Raw genomic sequence first — 17,694 nt, forward strand, 5'->3', positions numbered from 1 at the left:
TTAAGATGAGAGCAGGTGCGGGGAGAACAAACCTTGAATTACCGGATACTATTTTTCCCATAGAAAATTTTCGGTATCTCCATGATGATTTGGCATGCAGAGTCATCATTTTGGAGCAGCAAGAGTCATTGGTATTTGTTTCTTTGGATCTGACTTCGTTAAAAGAATATGCCATTGACGCCATCAAGACAGAAATCAGCAGTCACTATGCGGTGCCGTTGGATCACATTTTTATCAGCGTTAGTCATACCTTTTCTGCGCCGCATACGCGTTCAATCGAAGCAATGGAAAGATCGAGTGAGGAGATCAAGCAAAAGAATCAATTATTTTTGCAAATCATTTTATCAGCGGTTGCAGACGCAGTGGAAAAGGCGATTGGCACCATCCAACGGGTCAAAGTTATCTGCCATACAGCGGAAACGAATGCAACGATTAATCGGGATGTGGAACAGGAAGCTGGTTATTGGATCGGCAGAAATCCTAATGGGTTTTCCGACCGGAAGCTGCCAATTCTCAAATTTATGACTGAAAATCAAGAGATATTGGCTGTTCTTTATAGTGTGGACGTACAATCTTCGCTAGTCGAAACGATCGACGATACAGCGGTCAGCAGTGACTTTATTGGATTGGCTAGTAAAAGTATCGAGGACCATTTTGATTGTCCCGCTTTAATTATGCTAGGAGCCGCCGCCGATCAGATCCCGAAAAGCGCAAGCCAAGATTTTCAAGACCTGACCAAACAGGCAACCGCGCTGGGAAATGTTCTGATAGAAGAAATAAAGCAGGAGGGGTCAGAAACTGACGGGCCCTTCGTATTGGACAAACTGACAGTCACGGTAAAAGGGCAAGAGCTGCCAGATAGAAAGCAGTTAAAACCTGCTAGAGACCATGTCTTTATTCCCAGTGCTGATCGAAGGGTGAGTATTCCGATAGTGACCTTTGGCGAAGTGGCGATCGTCATGCTGAAACCGGAAATCACCAGTAATATTGGCGCTGGCATTAAGGCCCGATCACCGTACGAGACAACGATCGTCGCGACAATGATTAATGGCGGGCAAAAGTATATGGCCGATGAAGAGAGCTATCAAAAGTGTACCTATGAAGCAATGAATTCGATGTTTGCCAGCGGAAGCGCCGAAATAGTCAGTGAAAAAGTGTTGGCAGAATTAATCAAAAGGAAGTGAAAAAATGGACGTAGGATCAGGAAGAATCGACATTACACCCGAGGAGCCGTTTTATCTTTTAGGCTATAAAACACCTTTGAGAAATCAACCGGCAGAAGGCATTCATGATCATATTTTTATCAATGGTTTGTTAATTTGCACTAATTTAAATCAGAAATTATTTATTGCCACAGGCGATTTATTGGAGCTGGAGGATCAGTTTGCCGCGACGATTCGCTATAAGATCAGTCAGCGCTACGGTATTCCTTTTGCCAATGTCATTATCGGTGTTACCCATGATCATCACTCCGTGAGAGACTTTCACGAAAGTTGGGAGTTTGGGAAGTTTAATGAACAATACCGCGATTTTCTAGCGAATAGTTTTGTTGAATTATATGAAAAATGCGAGAACAATCTGGTAGAGGCGAAGATGGTTTACGGCGATGATTTGGTTTTAGGCTATTTCAGCAATCGCAATCATCCCGGCCAGCAATCGGACAATACGGTTTCCGTGGTTAAGTTTGTACATGAAGGCAAGGAAATCGCGGGACTGGTCAACATCGCGGTCCATTCAACAGTTCTAAGCGGAAGCAATATGCTGCTGACCGCCGATCTGGCAGGGAATTTGTCACAGAAGTTAAAGGATCTTTGGGGCTTTTACCCATTAATGCTGATCGGCTGTGCCGGTGATTCCAGCAATCATAATGATCGGTCGGCTAGAGATTTTGCTGAGCTGGACAGGGTAACCACCGGATTAGCCGAGAAAATAAATCACATTGAACTGGAACGCACGATCACTGTAGATAATCAGCCGCTCCGTGTGCTGACGCTTAATCAAGAAGTTGTGAACGATAAGAAAGCCTATGATCAAGACCTGTTAAAGAGAATTGAAGGAATGAAAAACGGATCAATCAAAGCGGTCGGATCTCAGCCGCTGGAGCATCTGATCAAGAAATGCGAAGCGCAGCTGAAGGAACCGCCGTTTTATGATGTGGTGCCTATGCGCATTTTAGATTTAGGCGATCTGCGCCTGTTCGTATTTCCCGGAGAACTGGCTTCAGCAGGCGGGGAGATGCTGCGAAATTCTACGAATAAAACCGTTCTTATCGCAGGCTATTGTGACGGGTTTCATCATTATTTTTTGGAGGAGAAGGATTACGGTCTAAGCTTTGAAACAATTGGGAACCCGGTTCCGTCTGGGACTTTTGAAAAAATTATTGGTCAATTTTGTCAAGGAAGCGAGCTGTTAGACTCACAGTCGTAGGTTCAAATTTGGGTGTTCGGAAAGAGCCGTAATCGGGGCTGAGTGAAGTCGATAATAATGAAAAATAGAAAGGTTTTAATGATTATGGACTACATGAAATTAGGCAAAGAAATTCTAAAGCAGGTCGGCGGGAAAGAGAATGTCGCAAATATTTCGCATTGTGTAACCAGGGTTCGTTTTGTATTAAAAGATGAAAAAAAGGCAAATGACGACGAAATAAAACATATGCAAGGTGTTTTGGATGTCATCAAACAGGGCGGGCAATATCAAGTTGTGATCGGTCCGAGTGTTAAAAAAGTCTATGATGCCATTATTAAAGAAGGCGGATTCTCTGAGGATGCTTTCGACAGCTCACAGGCCAATCAGGAGGATGATAAAAATCTTTTGACCAAGGCGCTGGGGTTAGTTAGTTCAATTTTTATCCCAATACTAGGCGTTTTATCTGGTGCAGGGATGATCAAAGCGATGCTGGCTTTAATCAGCGTGTTCGGACTGCTTTCTGATACAGACGGGACTTATATCATATTAAATGCACTCTCTGATGTTCTCTTCTATTTCTTCCCGGTTGCGATTGGCTGGAGTGCCGCTAAGCGTTTTGGGATCAAGGAGATTTACGGAATTGTTTTAGGCGCGTTTTTAGTCTATCCCAGCATTGTTGCAGCAGCGAGCGGGGACCCGATCAATACGTTGTTTGCGGGAACGATTTTTTCTATGAACTATCAATTAACCTTCTTAGGTATTCCGGTGGCGTTACAGAATTATGCCAGCACAGTCATTCCAATCATCGCGATCGTTTGGATTGCCAGCTATGTCTACAAGTTTTTTGATACGTACATTCCGGATGTGTTGAAAATGGTTTTTGTCCCCTTCTTTACCCTGATCGTTACAGGGGTAGCTAGTTTAATTATTATTGGTCCCATTTCGATCGTTCTGCAAAATATGCTGAGCGGCACGGTCTCTTGGCTGATTAATTTGAATACTGGGATTGCAGGATTCCTTTTAGGGGCTTTTTGGTCCATTTTGGTTATGTTTGGTTTGCACTGGGCCGTTATTCCTTTCTTTGCGATCAATGTCGCGCAATATGGGTATGATATTATTAATCCGCTTATTTTCTCTGGAGCGCCCGCTATTCTTGGTGCGACGATTGGTATAGCGATTCGCACAAGAAACAAGGATACACGGGCAGTTTCAACGGCAGCGGCAGTTTCTTCCTTCTTCGGGGTCAGCGAGCCCGCGTTATACGGGGTTTTGATTCCTCGTAAATGGATTTTAGTCACTTGCTTGACTGGTGCCGGAATTGGCGGGGCGATTGCCGGATTAGCTGGTTCTAAGCTGTATACCTTTGGCGCACACGGCTTACTAGGCTTGCCGACGTTCATTAATCCGAAAGGCATTGACAGCGGCTTTATCGGTCTGTGCATTAGCGGGATCGTGGCCTTTGCCTTTGCGTTGATTACGGCCTTGATTATTGGCGATAAAAAAAGTGAAGCAGATTTCCTTCCTAAAAAAGATGAAGAGGGAAAATCAGAGATCGATTATTATGCTCCGGTAAAAGGCGAAGCCATCGATTTGATCAATGTGGATGATGAAGTATTTTCAAAATTAGTGTTAGGCGATGGGATCGCGATCAAACCTAGCGAAGGAAAGGTGTACGCTCCAGCAGATGCGATCGTCAGAGTAGCTTATCCAACGGGGCACGCGATTGGCCTAGCAGGAAACAACGGAGAAGAAATCCTGATCCACATAGGAATAAATACGGTTGATCTAAAAGGAGCATATTTCACCAGTCATATTCAGCAAGGCATGAAAGTCAAAAAAGGCGATCTTTTAGTCGAGTTTGATTTAGATGCGATAAAAAATGAAGGCTATGATCCAACGGTTATGGTCATTGTCACCAAAACGGATAACTTAAAGTCCGTTGAACCAATGGTGATTGGCGCAGTTGATACGAACAGCCGGCTGCTTAGGATTGGTCTGGAATAAAAATATAGGTGTGCAGAAGATGATTCATTTTCTGCACACTTTTTTTTCGTTAATTAATAGAGAAATGAAAACCGGCAATTCGCTAACGCTAAGCATAAAATAGGTTTTATTTAGCAAAGATAGCTAAGTGTTATTAAAAATCGTTTTGCGGTTTCTACCGATGGACCTCGGTCCAAAGCGTAAAAGAAGCATTGTAACGGATTTCATAAGTTGGTAGTCTAAGGTCAAGAGATACGTATACTCAATAAAACGAATGGAGAGAGATGATGAAAAGTAAATTTTATCAGACGATGCAGGACTTTTCTAGGGCAGTGATCGTTCCAGTCAAGTTCATGGCGGTAATGGGGTTGTTCTTGGCAGTATCTGTTATTTTACAATTAGAATTTATGCCGGGTGTCTTGCAGACCTTCGGCGGATTGATCAAAACGATGATGGACAGCATGCTGAATAATTTGGCGCTGATCTTTTGTGTCGGCATCTCAGCATCATTAGCAAAAAAGAAAAAGGTCGAGGCCGCGCTTATCTCATTAATCGCATTTTTATTCTTTTTAGCGGCGAACAATGCGTGGCTGACCTTGACGAATCAATTGGCGGAAGCCGGTGAAATGGGTCTTTTTGGAACGGGACAGGCGGTTGTTTTAGGTTTTCAGGTTGTCGATATGAATGTCTTTTTAGGCATGCTGGTTGGTTGTATCGTGGCATTTATTCATAATCGTTTTTCGGATAAGGAGTTTGTCGACTTCCTGAGTATTTACGGTGGTTCGCGTTTTTCCTTCATGATTTTGATTCCGGTTATTTTAATGACTGCGATCGGCATGAGCTATATTTGGCCGGTGGTAAATAGTTGGATCTCGTCATTGTCAGGCTTCATTTTGACGACTGGATTACTAGGTGTGTTCATTTACTCCTTTGGAAATCGCTTCTTGATTCCGACAGGTCTGCATCATTTATTGTGGATGCCATTTTGTTTTACTGCGCTGGGCGGGACGGCGAAAATCGGCGGACAGGTCTACAATGGTGCGGCGAATATCTTTTATGCGGAAATGGCGAATGCGGGCTCGATCACGAGTTTAGATCCATCTTTACGGTTTGCGACCTTTGGGTTTGTGAAGATCTTTGGTTCGATCGCGGTGTCTTTGGCCTTGATCCACTGTGCGAAAAAGCAGCGTAAAGAAGAGGTCAAAGGAATGATCCTGCCTTCAATGTTTGTTGCGGCGGTGGCGGGGATCACTGAACCGTTGGATTTCTCCTTCTTGTTTGCCTCGCCGTTATTGTGGTTGGTTCACAGTCTGATGACGGCAGTTTCAGAAACGATTCTATGGGGAATCGGTGCCAGAACCTATATGTTGTACGGCTTGATTGACACAGTTGTGTCAAACTCGGTTTTCAGTCCTTCAGTCACCAAATTTTACTTAGTGATTATCGTCGGTATCGTTATGTCGGTCATCTGGTATTTTGTTTTCGTTCTATTAATCAACAAACTAAACATTAAAACACCAGGGCGAGAAGATGAGCTGGCAGAAGAAGTTGTCCTAGCGAATGCGTCGAATGAAGGAATAGCTCTCGACGGCAGCACTGATTTTGATTTCGTTGTTGCGGGTCTCGGCGGAAAAGAAAATATCGAAAGTATTTCGAACTGCTTCACTCGCTTGCGGGTGACAGTCAAAGATGAAGCGTTAGTAGATTCGGCTCAATTAGAAAAAATCTCGCAGCAAAAAGGTGTCGTCCTAAATGGCACGAATGTCCAAGTCATCATCGGCATGGGCGTCCAAGGCTTCAAGGATGATATTTGCGAACGATTAGGTATGAGCGAAGCATAAAATTGTGGTTTATTTTGAAAGGAAGAGAAGAATGAAGTTGGAAAAACAGTCAGTTGTAATCGCAGGCGGAGGAAGTACCTACACCGCTGGAATCGTCATGATGCTTATTGAAAATCAGGACAAATTTCCTTTGTGTAAATTAAAATTTTACGACAATGACGAAGAACGTCAAAGCATTGTCGCCAAAGCCTGCGAGGTGATCGTCAAAGAACGCGCGCCGGAAATCGAATTTTTAGCAACGACCGATCCCGAAGAAGCTTTTACGGATATCGACTTTGTGATGGCTCATATTCGTGTAGGCGGTCTGTCGATGCGGGAGCAGGATGAAAAAATTCCGTTAAAATATGGCGTCGTTGGACAAGAAACCTGCGGACCTGGCGGGATGGCTTACGGGATGCGCTCTATTCCGGGCGTAGTGGAATTGATCGACTATATGGAAAAATATTCGCCGGATGCTTGGATGCTGAACTATTCGAATCCAGCCGCGATCGTAGCGGAAGCGACCCGCAGAATGCGTCCGAAGGCGAAGATCATCAATATTTGCGACATGCCTGTGGCAATCAAAAAATCCATCGCAGATATCGTCGGTTTAGAAAGTGAAAGTGAGATCATCGATCGTTATTACGGCTTGAACCATTTTGGCTGGTGGACAGAACTGACCGACAAGCAGGGCAATGATTTAATGCCGAAATTAAAAGAGCATGTGGCGAAATACGGATATGCCGCGGCAGAAAGTGAAGGAAATCCTTTATTGGAAGAAAACAGCTGGATGGATACCTTCCAAAAGGCCAAGGATGTTTATGCCGTCGATCCCACGACAGTACCCAACACTTACCTAAAATATTACCTGTATCCTGATTACGTGGTGGCTCACGCCGATCCAAATTACACACGAGCCAATGAAGTGATGGACAATCGCGAAAAAAATGTGTTTGCGGAATGCGAAAGAATCGCCGCGGCACAAACAGCGGAGGATACGACGATCGAAGCCGGCGAACACGCGGAATTTATCGTTCAATTAGCAGGCGCTTTAGCCTACAACACCTATGAGCGGATGCTTTTGATCGTTAAAAATGAAGGAGCGATCGCGAATTTAGACGATGAGGCGATGGTCGAGGTCCCATGTATCGTCAGCAAGCGCGGCTATGAACCATTATGTATGGGGAAAATCCCGCATTTCCAAAAAGGGCTGATCGAACAGCAGGTCGCCGTCGAAAAATTAGTCGTCGATGCGTTTGAAGAACAATCGTATCAAAAATTGTGGCAGGCGATGACGCTTTCCAAGACCGTTCCATCAGCGGCAGTGGCGAAGCAAATCTTGGATGAAATGATCGAAGCCAATGGCACTTGGTGGCCGGAATTAAAATAAGTTTTACAATGAAAGTATTAATGATTGGAAACGATCGTTGATACTTTTTTTCTAACGTATATTTTGCCAGTTTTGCCATAGTTTGAATTCGTTTTCCGGTAAGGTAAAATAAGAATAAACGCTAAGGAGGATGACTATGCTTTTTTCCGATATCGTCAATCAGCATTATGACAATTTAAATGAGATCGACCTGCAAATGGTCCAATACATCCATGCCCATCCTAAAGAAATGACGACGATGGGAACCAATGATTTTGCCAAAATCTGTCATTCCTCGAAATCAACCGTGATCCGCTTTACGCAAAAGCTGGGCTTTACCGGCTTCAGCGAGCTGCGAAATTTTTTAAAATGGCAAAACAATCCCAATGAAGCCGTGGAAGAGCCCACCTTCAAAAAAAGAATTTTTTCCGACGCGGAACGAACGATCAACTATCTCAAAGACAACGACTGGGAAAATATTTATCGCGCGCTGCAAAACAGCCGCAACGTCTATTTATTGGGAACAGGAGTCACCCAGCAGAACCAAGCAGCCGAATTACAACGCCTGCTGCTGCTGATTGGCAAGCCGGCACAAATGATTCCCGCCTCTTCCCAATCGAATGAGTTCAAACGCATCGTGGAAAAGATCACCGCCGAGGATTTGATTTTTGTGCTGTCATTATCGGGTGAGAATCAGCACCTCTTTAATGTATTGAACGTTCTATCCACCCATCGCTCCACCATCGTTTCGATCACGAACATGCAGAACAATTTATTATCCGGACGAGCAGATTATTCACTGTACGCCTCCAGCAGCCGGAGTCCTAACCCAACCGATTGGTGGCTGCAAACCTCGTCCTCATTTTTCCTGCTGATCGAAGCATTTGCCTTCGGGTATGTCGATTATTGCCGGAGAAAATGATGTAACTAAGTTTGCGCAAGGTGAGTGAAGCTGCTTTTATCTGCAAAAATAGAAGCCATCAGCTTTCTCACGCCCCGCAGCGGATTTTGCGAGCCATTGAATGGATTCTTTTTTCATTATATACTTTAAAGGAAATTGACCATAAGAATGGGGTGAGGACGATGGAGCTAGGGAATCCAGTAAGGAGTATTTTACTTCGTTATATCAATAATCAAAAAAAGCAGGACAACAATTATTTTATTGCCCAGATCGTGTTGGATAACTTTGATGAGATTCCCCAATTAACCATTTATCAGCTGAGTGAAAAATGTTTTGTTTCCACCGCGGCGATCTCACGGTTTATTCGTTTGTTAGGATTTGCGACGTATACCGAATTTAAATCCGCCTGTGAAGCCGAGATAGGAATTACTCATGATTATGACAAGAAATATACGGCAACGGACCCGGCACCGGAGAGTTCATTTATTGCCGAATTCACTGAGAATCTGCACCGCAATTTGACTTATTGCCAAGAACATCTTTCGGAGTCTGAGCTGAAGGAAGTGGCTGAGAGGATTCATACAGCTTCTGATGTGATGGTTTTCGGCTTAGAATTTGCTTCGTTTATGAGCCAGCATTTTCAAAGTCGCATGGCTATGATGGATAAACGTGTTCATAATGGGTTTACTGTGGATGATCAATTGGCAGCGATTGAAAGAATCCAGCCTAACAGCTTGGCGCTGATTTTTTCGATGGAAGGCGGCTTTTTCTATTTCAACGAAAAAGTGATTGCGGCCTTGAAAAAGAAGGACGTCCATATCATTGTCTTTACGTTTAAGAGTTCACCGATGATTGAACGCAGCGCTGATCAGGTGATCCTCTGCGGGGAACGCAATGAAAACACAGAAGGACGACTGTCGGTTCTTTATATAATGGAGCTTTTGCTGTTTTATTATATGCGAACGATTTATTTAGCCTGAAGTTTCATATTTTGAAACAAAGCCTCTAGTTTTGAAACTAGGGGCTTTGTTTTGTCGTCGTGAATGGAATCGCTTCCGTGCTATTGTTTAGGTAACAGGAAGGAGCGATGCACATATGGAGAAAAAAAGTTTTTATTGGGGAGCCTCCACCTCGGCATTCCAAGTGGAAGGAGGATATGGCGAAGGCGGCAAAGGTGTCGCTACGACGGATGTCCGAAAAGTACCCGCAGGCGTAGCGGATTCAAAGGTGGCCTCTGATCAATACCATCATCTGAAAGAAGATGTTCTTTTGATGAAGGAATTAGGGATCACGCTTTATCGCTTTTCCTTTAATTGGACCCGTATCATGGGGAATGGCTACGAGGAAAATCCAGCAGGGATTGCTTTTTATAATCAGCTGATTGATCTTTGTTTAGAAAATGGCATTACACCATTTCCGACGCTGTATCATTTTGAAATGCCGCAGCGCTTTGTCGAGGATTTTGCCGGGTGGCAATCACGGAAATGTGTGGAGCAGTTCGTAAAATATGCGGAAATCTGTTTTCGTCATTTTGGTGATCGGGTAAAATATTGGGGCACGATCAACGAGCAGCTGATTGCCAGCGCGGCAACTGATTTAAACGGAAATCACGAGACAAATCCGGAGCTGAAAATGAAACACATGTATCAAATGAGCTATCACATGTCCCTTGCCGAGAAAAAGACAATCGAAGTCTTTCGTAAAATCGTAAAAGATGGAAAGATCGGTCCGATTTGTTCAATGCAGGTAGTGTATCCGGAAACACCAGCGCCCAATGATATTCTAGCCGCACGAAATGCACAGGATTTTTTGCAGAATTGTTTTTTGGATATGTCGGTTTTTGGCAAATATCCAACTAGCTACAGCAATTATTTAAAGAACAAAGGCTGGTATCCTGAATCCGAGGAAGAGGATGCCGCGGTGCTAAAGAATAATCGGCCGGACTTTATCGGGATCAATTATTATTGCAGTACCTGTGTGCGGGCATTAGCTGACGGTGAAGATAACAGTAAGCTGCCGCCGTTTTATCGGAATGAATTATTTACTCTGGGAAATAACCCCCATTTGACCAAGACCCAATGGATGGAGTTTGGGATCGATCCAGAGGGCTTATACATCGGAATGCGGGATATTTATGAGCGTTACGGACTTCCGATGGTGGTGACCGAAAACGGGTTGGCCTATTCGGATGTTTTAGAAGGAGAGACAGTCTCCGATCATTATCGAATTGACTATCTGGAACAGCACATCAAGCAGTGTGAACGTTTGGTGGAGGAGGGGTATCCGGTCTTTGGCTATTGCCCTTGGTCGCTGCTTGATTTGGTTAGTTCCCATCAAGGATTTAAAAAACGTTACGGATTGGTGTATGTTGATCGAACGGATGAAGACGTAAAGGACTGTCGTCGAATCCCGAAGGAAAGCTATTTCTGGTATAAAAACCGAATTCAATCGAATAAATAAGGAGCGAGAAGAATGAATACTTTTATTGATTTCATGGAAAAACGATTTATCCCTGTCGCAAATAAAATCTCTGAAAATCGTTACTTAAAGAGTGTCAGCACAGGGTCGATGGCGCTGCTGGGTGTTATTATGGTAGGCTCGATTTTTACAGTGATCGCTAGTTTCAGCTGGGGACCTTATCAAGAATTCTTGACTAGTACACAATTAGGGACACTGCTAAATTATATCCCGGATTTTACCATTGATTTGTTGGGGATGTATATGGCCTTTAGTATCGCGTATTGCGGTGCAGATATTTTCAAGATAAAAGAGCACGCATTAGGAACAGGCTTGATCTCACTTGTCAGCTTTTTGATGCTTAGTCCGTTGACGGATGTGCCAGAGGAGCGTTTAGCCTATCTGAATACCAGCTATTTAGGAGCTAAAGGTGTCTTTGTTGCGATCTTTGTCTCACTGTTAACGATTCAAGTGATGCGATTTTTTGTTAAGAAGAACTTTACGATCCGTATGCCTCAAGGCGTGCCTGAGATGGTTACCAAGTCCTTTACTTCTTTAATTCCGGCTGTTGCGATTGTTTTGATTTTTGGACTAATCAAGCTGTTGTTTAGTCTGACCAGCTTTGAAACAGCGACGGACTTTATTTATACCTTGCTTCAACAGCCGCTGCAGTCATTGACCGCAACCTTGCCAGCATTCTTAGTTCTGATTTTGATTTCCAACCTGCTGTGGTTCTTTGGGATTCACGGATCAATGACCGTTTTGCCGATTTTGATGCCGATCTTTTTGGGCTACCTCGCAGGAAATACCGAGGCTGTCTCAGCCGGCGAAGCGATCCCGCATGTCATTAATTTCGGTCTTTACGATCTGGCCTGTCTAGGAGGAAGCGGAGCTACGATCGGTTTAGTGGCGAATATGTTTTTCTTTTCCAAGAGCAAACGTTATCGCGCCTTTTCCAAAATTGTTTTCCCCAGCGGATTATTCGGAGTCAATGAACCGGTGATTTTCGGGATGCCGCTGATGCTAAATGTGATGCTGCTGATTCCATTTCTATTAACTCCTTTAGTGATCGTATCTCTGGGATATCTGTTGATCTCTTTTGGAATCATTACTGCTCCAATCGGAATCTTAGGTGCCGGATCATTACCGCCGCTGGTTCATGGGATCGTGCAGGGAAGTTTATCCTTTGGTATTTACGAAATTATTGCGGCGGTGCTTTCAATGGCCATCTATTTCCCATTCTTTAAAGCCTTAGATAATCAAGCAGTTCAAGAAGAAGCTGCCGCAAATGAGTTAGCAGCAGAAGATTCGACAGTTAGTGAAATTTAACGAGGAGCTCAACCATTTATAAGCAAATGGTTGGGCTCTTTTTGTGTGATTATCAAAATAAGTATCCATAACTAAAACCAATGACCAGCCATAAAAAAGCGCAATTAGCTAAGACGGATCGGTAACAGGTATAGTTGATGTACTGAAAAACAAGCAGGAGGACATCAATATGGGAAAAACTTATTCATCCATTTTAGAGTTAATCGGAGAAACGCCAATCGTGAAGCTGAATCCACTGGTACCGGAAAACAGCGCGGAGGTTTATGTCAAGCTGGAGTTCTTTAATCCCGGCGGCAGTGTGAAGGATCGGATCGCTTTGCATATGATCGAAACAGCTGAAAAGGCGGGAGAATTAAAGCCGGGAAATACGATTGTGGAACCAACTAGCGGGAACACGGGAGTAGGTTTAGCCATGGTCGGTGCTGCCAAAGGCTATCCAGTCATTATCGTGATGCCGGATACGATGAGTATTGAACGAAGAAAACTCATTCAAGCATACGGTGCAACGCTGATCCTGACACCAGGCGCAGAAGGGATGAAGGGGGCGATCGCAAAAGCTAGCGAGCTAGCCAGTCAAGACGGCTACTTTATGCCGCTGCAGTTCAACAACCCGGCAAATTCGGCGATCCACCGAGAAACGACGGCGAAAGAAATTCAAGCAGCTTTTGGGACAGGCGGTTTAGACGCTTTTATCGCAGGTGTCGGGACCGGCGGAACGATCACGGGTGCCGGTCAAAAATTGAAGGAAGCCTATCCTGATCTAAAGATTTACGCAGTAGAACCGGAAGAATCGCCTGTTTTAAAAGGCGGCGCCCACTCTCCTCATAAAATTCAAGGAATCGGTGCCGGTTTTGTCCCAGAAATACTGGACACCACGATCTATGATCAAGTCCTTTCCGTTTCCAGCGAAACAGCTCTGCAAGCAGCGCGGGAAGCTGCCGCAAAAGAAGGCATATTAGTCGGAATATCCGCAGGTGCAGCGATCCATTCTGCACTTCAAGTAGCACAAGAATTAGGACCGGACAAAAAGGTTTTGGCGATCGTTCCAGATAACGGAGAACGCTATTTATCGACTGCCCTGTATCAATTTGACGAATAACGAAATTCCGCCCCTTCATCGTTGGTGAAGGGGCTTTTTTAAATGTTCGTGTTTAACGCCGGAAAGGTTCGATAAACGTTTCATTTTTGTTAATATGAAAAGAATTGAGAATACAAGGGTTAATTGGAGTTATTAAGGAAATGATGCGAAACTTAATATTATAAGCAAAGGACTGCGTAAATGTTCATGTTTATTTGCTTTCTTCGTTCCGCCATGTTATGGTAACTAAGTAATACTTTGATATGTGACTAGGTGGTTATCTAAGAATTTTAAGATACTTTTTTATTACACGTCATTTTTTATTACAACAAAATAAACACAGTTGATGTGTAATTGGAGGTACTTTCTATGAATAAAGGTACAGTAAAATGGTTTAATGCAGACAAAGGTTTTGGTTTCATCACTGGAGAAGACGGAAATGATGTTTTCGCACATTTCTCAGCTATCCAAGGCGACGGATTCAAATCTTTAGACGAAGGTCAAGCAGTGACTTTCGATGTTGAAGAAGGCCAACGCGGCTTACAAGCTTCAAACATCACAAAAGACTAAGATTAATCTATTGATGGATGACTAAGGAGATCGGAAACGATCTTCTTTTTTTATAATATTTGAAGGAGGATATTCAAATGGCGAACACCTATGGATTCAAATCTCCAACCCCCTCATTTTTAGGGGAGCGCTTCTCGATCGGGCAAGAAGTATTTTTCGAATATAAAAAGGAAACACAACTAGGAATTGTAAAGAATAAACTGAACAATTCAGCGATCGTCAAAATCATCAAAAGTGAAACAGAAGATTTCATTGATTTTACGACGGTCATTAGTTATGGTGAACTAGTCGATCCTGAGACCAATTTTTAATGGTCTGAATAAATAGATAAAACGAACGGCCCTCAGCACACGCTGAGGGCCGTTTTTTACTCATCAAAAAATTCAAAGACACCGATCGTTCCATCAGCGCGAAAAAGAATCCGGTAGTTTTTATAAGAAAGTCCTTCGCCATACATCCGGGCATAGACCTTGACCGCATGCTCCAAAGACTCCTTACTGATCCCTAAATAATCGGCACATTCCCAAACCGTGGAAAAACGTTCTTTGTGACAGTCAATGATGTCTTGCGGGGTGACGACTAAAGTAGCGCCAACATCGCGGGCTTTTTGTTCTTGCTTACGTTTTTCATGGGTGTCCTGCTGCGTAATGTCGCCGGAGCTTGTTAGATAATGGGCGATTTCTTCTGCGATCGTATCGGTTAATTCTTCAGAAGTTTGGCGCGGGTTCAAGTAAACATGATTATCGATATATAACCCCTTTTGGCCATCGGGCATGGATGGATCAAAAATATAATTGATTCCTTGAAAATGAGCCATTAGTTTTTCTGCTTTATCCATTCGATTAATCCTTCTTTGCGTGTTTCTGTTTAATGAAATCAATATAATTCAGAATATCTTCCATCTGTTCTTCGGTCACTTCATCATCAATATGGGCGGCCACGGTCATCTGTTTGGCCGAAAAAGTATTTTTTTGCTCCCGGCCATGCAAGTAGTCCAAAGAGACATTAAAAAAATCCGCGATTTTATTTTGCGTCTCGATATCAGGCGTTCGTTTTCCTTGTTCATAGGAAGCGTAAGTTGTTTTCGCGATCCCCAGCTTTTTTGCCATTTCCAACTGGGTAAGGTGAGGTGTTTTTTTTCTCAGCTTTTTTAATTGTTGTGCAAACATAATGACACTCCCTTCGATTCCATAGTAACACGAATCATCTAACGATTTCCAGAAAAAACAGACGATATGTCGACAAAACAATTTACATAGTACGCGAAATGTATTACCATTAATCTACAAAAAAGATTTTGAGTCCGTTTTAAAGGGAATTTAGTATTAAAAATAATTTACTATTTCCCAGTGACTTCTAACGATAGTTATTTTAAGGAGGAAAGACGATGGAAAAATGGAAGAAAGACTATTTGAAAGGAATCCTGCGCGATTATCCCAACATGGAGGATTACTACTTAGAAAGAAAAGAAAAACTGCTTTTGCATAATAAGCGGACGCGTCAACAGGCGAATACAGATACAAAAAATAAAAAACTATTGATCTCCATTTCTTTAGATCGGCAGCTGGTCAACTTGGAGCGAAATCAAAAGATCATCACCATGTGCTTAGAAAATGCGACAGCGGAAACAAAAGAGATCATCGAGCTGCTTTATATGAAGAACAATCAGAAGGTCAATCTTGATCTAGTGGCGGACCAGGTCTTTTTAAGCAAGCGGCAAGTAATGCGCCTGCGGGATGCTTTTTTTGAAGAGTTAGCCGAACATCTAGGAATCTGATGTCTTTTTTTTGGCAACAAATCGAACATAAGTTCGTATATAGTGTAGATAGATCAAACAGAAAGGAATGAAACGGATGAGTAAGCGAGTATTTGTTTTGAAATTGGGCGGGAAAACATGAGAAATGTTTGTGGTGGAGTGAAAGCAGAAAATTAGATAGTTCGGAAGGATTTTTTGGCAGAGGATTTTCCTATTTTCAGATGGTTAATAGTTAGTTTTTCAGCATCAACAGAGAATTACGAAAAGGCGTGCAATTTGTTCTTCTGAATTATCTAACAGGTCAGTAAAAATTCAGGAAAGCTGGTGAAGCATGGATAATTTTATTTCAACGTTCCTCAATAATCCTGAAAGCATCGGATTTCCAGTGCTTTTTGTCTTTCTCTTAGTCTGGGTGATGAAGCAGAACAATGCACGGGAAGAACGCTATTTAAACACCATCGATGATTTGACAGAATCACTCAAGCAAGTCGAGAGAATCGAGACAACGGTCAATCATATAAATGAAAGAATGGGCGAACAGGGATGAGGATTTGACACAAATTTTGGCGACAAGAGTAAGTTTAGTAGTTACGACAAAGTAAGGGAGGGAATTTTTGATGGGTGACATCAATAAAATGATTCAATGGATGAAAGACCATGAAGGAAAAGTAGTTTATGAGCAAGTGAGACCTTGGGGCACCGGGACACCACCGCGATATGATTGTTCAGCAGCAGTGATTTCTGCTTTAAGAGCAGGCGGTTTTTTAGATAATAGCGGCGGAAACTATGGAAACACTGAAACATTATATGCACTTGAAGGGAAGCTGTTAACACCGATTCCTCAAGAGCAGGTGGGGCGAGGCGATATTTTTGTATCAGGTCCTAAGGGTGGATCAACCGGAAATAATGGACATACAGGGATTTTTCTAGATAATCAAACGATTATTCACGCGACTAAATATTTACCCTATGGCGTTAATGGTATCGTGACGACTTCAGCAGCCGGATGGTTGGGAAGCAGTCCAGTTTATTACTATCGCTTGAAGGGCGGAAATGCTAACGGCTCGGGAGCTTCTGTAGGAGATGTTCAACCACAGTGCTTTATTGAAATGAACAATGGCATTTCATGGTTTGACGGTAAACGCAGACATAATCTTCCCAATAAAGATTGTCAGGAAATTTTGAACAGAATTTATCGGGAAAATAATGGGAAAGACATGCCGGCAATTAAAATGAAAGGCGCAGATGAAGCATGGCTGGTTCGTTTAGACCAAGCTATTAATGCTAAGTCGTAAAAGAGAGGAGAGAAGTGAATTGGGACAAAGAGAAGTAGCAAAAGAAGTTTGGGACTTTTTAGTATCTCGCGGTTGGACTAAACAATCTGTAGCGGGGATCTTGGGAAATATCCAAAGTGAAAGCAGTCTTAATCCGGATATTTGGTCAAATGACGGGGGATATGGTTTAGTCCAATGGACACCTAGTTCAAAATTGATTAACTGGTGTACTGAAAAAGGAATGAACTACAAAACAGTAAATGCACAATGCCAACGCATTCAGTATGAAATGGAAAACGGTATTCAATGGTTTAGCAATCCGCAACGCCCTGATTTAGGTTATCTATCGTTTAGAGATTTTACAAAACTAACAGATGTGAAAAAAGCTGCTGAGTATTTTATTGCTTTTTATGAACACCCAGCAAATCCTAATCAGCCAGTTCGAGCAACGCAAGCACAATATTGGTACGATCAGTTTAAAAATCAAGCAAATACAACAAGTCAAGGAGGAATTGAAATGCAAGCATTAATTACGATTGGACAAGGAAGTAAAAAGGGAGTTAGCTGGTTTGATGGACAAAAAAGACACAACCTGCCGCATGCAGACTGTGCCACCATTTTGAACGAGGTTTATCACAAAAATACTGGGAAGTATATGCCCAACATTGATTTATCCGGCGATAAAGAAGCATGGTTGGTTCGTTTGGATCAAGCTATCAATGCAGGTTCTTAATACAAAAAAGCTGATACA

The 17,694-nt window shown here is 42.9% G+C and carries 18 protein-coding genes; 16 read left to right on the forward strand and 2 right to left on the reverse strand.

The annotated features are described in order from the left end of the window. Positions 1–5: 5 nt before the first annotated feature. The 12 genes from FFR60_RS16535 to FFR60_RS16590 all read left to right on the forward strand — a co-directional run bounded on the left by FFR60_RS16535 (position 6) and on the right by FFR60_RS16590 (position 14,224). Positions 6–1,184 (forward strand): alkaline ceramidase, encoded by a 1,179-nt coding sequence (locus tag FFR60_RS16535; protein ID WP_137664993.1) that lies wholly within the window; start codon positions 6–8, stop codon positions 1,182–1,184. A gap of 4 nt (positions 1,185–1,188) precedes the next feature. After that, on the forward strand, positions 1,189–2,427 hold the full coding sequence (locus FFR60_RS16540) for an alkaline ceramidase (protein WP_137664994.1): 1,239 nt from the start codon (positions 1,189–1,191) through the stop codon (positions 2,425–2,427). An 84-nt stretch (positions 2,428–2,511) separates the two neighbouring features. Further along, a complete protein-coding gene (locus tag FFR60_RS16545) occupies positions 2,512–4,410 on the forward strand; it encodes a beta-glucoside-specific PTS transporter subunit IIABC (RefSeq protein WP_137665049.1) in 1,899 nt (632 codons plus the stop codon). A gap of 266 nt (positions 4,411–4,676) precedes the next feature. Then, entirely contained in the window at positions 4,677–6,230 is a 1,554-nt protein-coding gene (locus FFR60_RS16550) for a PTS transporter subunit EIIC (protein ID WP_137664995.1), read from the forward strand. Positions 6,231–6,261: 31 nt separating this feature from the next. After that, a complete protein-coding gene (locus FFR60_RS16555; RefSeq protein WP_137664996.1) occupies positions 6,262–7,599 on the forward strand; it encodes a 6-phospho-alpha-glucosidase in 1,338 nt (445 codons plus the stop codon). 136 nt (positions 7,600–7,735) lie between these two features. Next, positions 7,736–8,500: a MurR/RpiR family transcriptional regulator gene (locus tag FFR60_RS16560; RefSeq protein WP_137664997.1), complete on the forward strand. Its 765-nt coding sequence runs from the start codon at positions 7,736–7,738 to the stop codon at positions 8,498–8,500. 161 nt (positions 8,501–8,661) lie between these two features. Next, the gene (locus tag FFR60_RS16565; protein WP_137664998.1) at positions 8,662–9,459 is read left to right on the forward strand and encodes a MurR/RpiR family transcriptional regulator; all 798 of its coding nucleotides are present in this window, start codon (positions 8,662–8,664) and stop codon (positions 9,457–9,459) included. Positions 9,460–9,574: 115 nt separating this feature from the next. Further along, complete coding sequence (locus tag FFR60_RS16570) at positions 9,575–10,939, forward strand: glycoside hydrolase family 1 protein (RefSeq protein ID WP_137664999.1); 1,365 nt, start codon at positions 9,575–9,577, stop codon at positions 10,937–10,939. 12 nt (positions 10,940–10,951) lie between these two features. Then, complete coding sequence (locus FFR60_RS16575) at positions 10,952–12,265, forward strand: PTS sugar transporter subunit IIC (RefSeq protein ID WP_137665000.1); 1,314 nt, start codon at positions 10,952–10,954, stop codon at positions 12,263–12,265. 169 nt (positions 12,266–12,434) lie between these two features. After that, positions 12,435–13,364 (forward strand): cysteine synthase A, encoded by a 930-nt coding sequence (gene cysK / locus FFR60_RS16580; RefSeq protein ID WP_137665001.1) that lies wholly within the window; start codon positions 12,435–12,437, stop codon positions 13,362–13,364. Between the two features lie 348 nt (positions 13,365–13,712). Then, positions 13,713–13,913 (forward strand): cold-shock protein, encoded by a 201-nt coding sequence (locus FFR60_RS16585; protein WP_088935481.1) that lies wholly within the window; start codon positions 13,713–13,715, stop codon positions 13,911–13,913. Positions 13,914–13,990: 77 nt separating this feature from the next. After that, positions 13,991–14,224, forward strand: coding sequence for a hypothetical protein (locus FFR60_RS16590; protein ID WP_088935480.1), 234 nt, complete (start codon positions 13,991–13,993; stop codon positions 14,222–14,224). 56 nt (positions 14,225–14,280) lie between these two features. Here FFR60_RS16590 and FFR60_RS16595 read toward each other — a convergent pair whose 3' ends face one another. Both FFR60_RS16595 and FFR60_RS16600 read right to left on the reverse strand, forming a co-directional pair. Continuing rightward, on the reverse strand, positions 14,281–14,751 hold the full coding sequence (locus tag FFR60_RS16595) for an ImmA/IrrE family metallo-endopeptidase (RefSeq protein ID WP_088935479.1): 471 nt from the start codon (positions 14,749–14,751) through the stop codon (positions 14,281–14,283). 4 nt (positions 14,752–14,755) lie between these two features. After that, positions 14,756–15,082 (reverse strand): helix-turn-helix domain-containing protein, encoded by a 327-nt coding sequence (locus FFR60_RS16600; RefSeq protein WP_137665002.1) that lies wholly within the window; start codon positions 15,080–15,082, stop codon positions 14,756–14,758. A 218-nt stretch (positions 15,083–15,300) separates the two neighbouring features. Here FFR60_RS16600 and FFR60_RS16605 point away from each other — a divergent pair, with 218 nt between their 5' ends. From FFR60_RS16605 to FFR60_RS16620, 4 genes are all read left to right on the forward strand, one after another. Next, positions 15,301–15,690, forward strand: coding sequence for a DUF722 domain-containing protein (locus FFR60_RS16605; protein WP_137665003.1), 390 nt, complete (start codon positions 15,301–15,303; stop codon positions 15,688–15,690). A gap of 310 nt (positions 15,691–16,000) precedes the next feature. Continuing rightward, complete coding sequence (locus FFR60_RS16610; RefSeq protein WP_088935476.1) at positions 16,001–16,216, forward strand: BhlA/UviB family holin-like peptide; 216 nt, start codon at positions 16,001–16,003, stop codon at positions 16,214–16,216. Positions 16,217–16,286: 70 nt separating this feature from the next. Continuing rightward, complete coding sequence (locus FFR60_RS16615) at positions 16,287–16,964, forward strand: peptidoglycan amidohydrolase family protein (protein ID WP_137665004.1); 678 nt, start codon at positions 16,287–16,289, stop codon at positions 16,962–16,964. A gap of 19 nt (positions 16,965–16,983) precedes the next feature. Then, positions 16,984–17,676 carry a phage tail tip lysozyme gene (locus tag FFR60_RS16620; protein ID WP_137665005.1) on the forward strand — a complete coding sequence of 231 codons (693 nt, stop codon included), beginning with the start codon at positions 16,984–16,986 and terminating at the stop codon, positions 17,674–17,676. Positions 17,677–17,694: the final 18 nt, after the last annotated feature.

It is taken from the genome of Enterococcus hulanensis, from assembly GCF_005405485.1.
GTDB lineage: Bacteria > Bacillota > Bacilli > Lactobacillales > Enterococcaceae > Enterococcus_A > Enterococcus_A hulanensis.

Bases quoted from the DNA above. Each gene is read 5' to 3' on its own strand.
- FFR60_RS16610 (WP_088935476.1), top strand. From the start codon at position 16,001: ATGGATAATTTTATTTCAACGTTCCTCAATAATCCTGAAAGCATCGGA.
- FFR60_RS16595 (WP_088935479.1), bottom strand. From the start codon at position 14,751: ATGGATAAAGCAGAAAAACTAATGGCTCATTTTCAAGGAATCAATTAT.
- FFR60_RS16585 (WP_088935481.1), top strand. From the start codon at position 13,713: ATGAATAAAGGTACAGTAAAATGGTTTAATGCAGACAAAGGTTTTGGT.
- FFR60_RS16555 (WP_137664996.1), top strand. From the start codon at position 6,262: ATGAAGTTGGAAAAACAGTCAGTTGTAATCGCAGGCGGAGGAAGTACC.
- FFR60_RS16575 (WP_137665000.1), top strand. From the start codon at position 10,952: ATGAATACTTTTATTGATTTCATGGAAAAACGATTTATCCCTGTCGCA.
- FFR60_RS16540 (WP_137664994.1), top strand. From the start codon at position 1,189: ATGGACGTAGGATCAGGAAGAATCGACATTACACCCGAGGAGCCGTTT.
- FFR60_RS16545 (WP_137665049.1), top strand. From the start codon at position 2,512: ATGGACTACATGAAATTAGGCAAAGAAATTCTAAAGCAGGTCGGCGGG.
- FFR60_RS16565 (WP_137664998.1), top strand. From the start codon at position 8,662: ATGGAGCTAGGGAATCCAGTAAGGAGTATTTTACTTCGTTATATCAAT.
- FFR60_RS16550 (WP_137664995.1), top strand. From the start codon at position 4,677: ATGAAAAGTAAATTTTATCAGACGATGCAGGACTTTTCTAGGGCAGTG.
- cysK (WP_137665001.1), top strand. From the start codon at position 12,435: ATGGGAAAAACTTATTCATCCATTTTAGAGTTAATCGGAGAAACGCCA.
- FFR60_RS16590 (WP_088935480.1), top strand. From the start codon at position 13,991: ATGGCGAACACCTATGGATTCAAATCTCCAACCCCCTCATTTTTAGGG.
- FFR60_RS16615 (WP_137665004.1), top strand. From the start codon at position 16,287: ATGGGTGACATCAATAAAATGATTCAATGGATGAAAGACCATGAAGGA.
- FFR60_RS16560 (WP_137664997.1), top strand. From the start codon at position 7,736: ATGCTTTTTTCCGATATCGTCAATCAGCATTATGACAATTTAAATGAG.
- FFR60_RS16600 (WP_137665002.1), bottom strand. From the start codon at position 15,082: ATGTTTGCACAACAATTAAAAAAGCTGAGAAAAAAAACACCTCACCTT.
- FFR60_RS16605 (WP_137665003.1), top strand. From the start codon at position 15,301: ATGGAAAAATGGAAGAAAGACTATTTGAAAGGAATCCTGCGCGATTAT.
- FFR60_RS16570 (WP_137664999.1), top strand. From the start codon at position 9,575: ATGGAGAAAAAAAGTTTTTATTGGGGAGCCTCCACCTCGGCATTCCAA.
- FFR60_RS16535 (WP_137664993.1), top strand. From the start codon at position 6: ATGAGAGCAGGTGCGGGGAGAACAAACCTTGAATTACCGGATACTATT.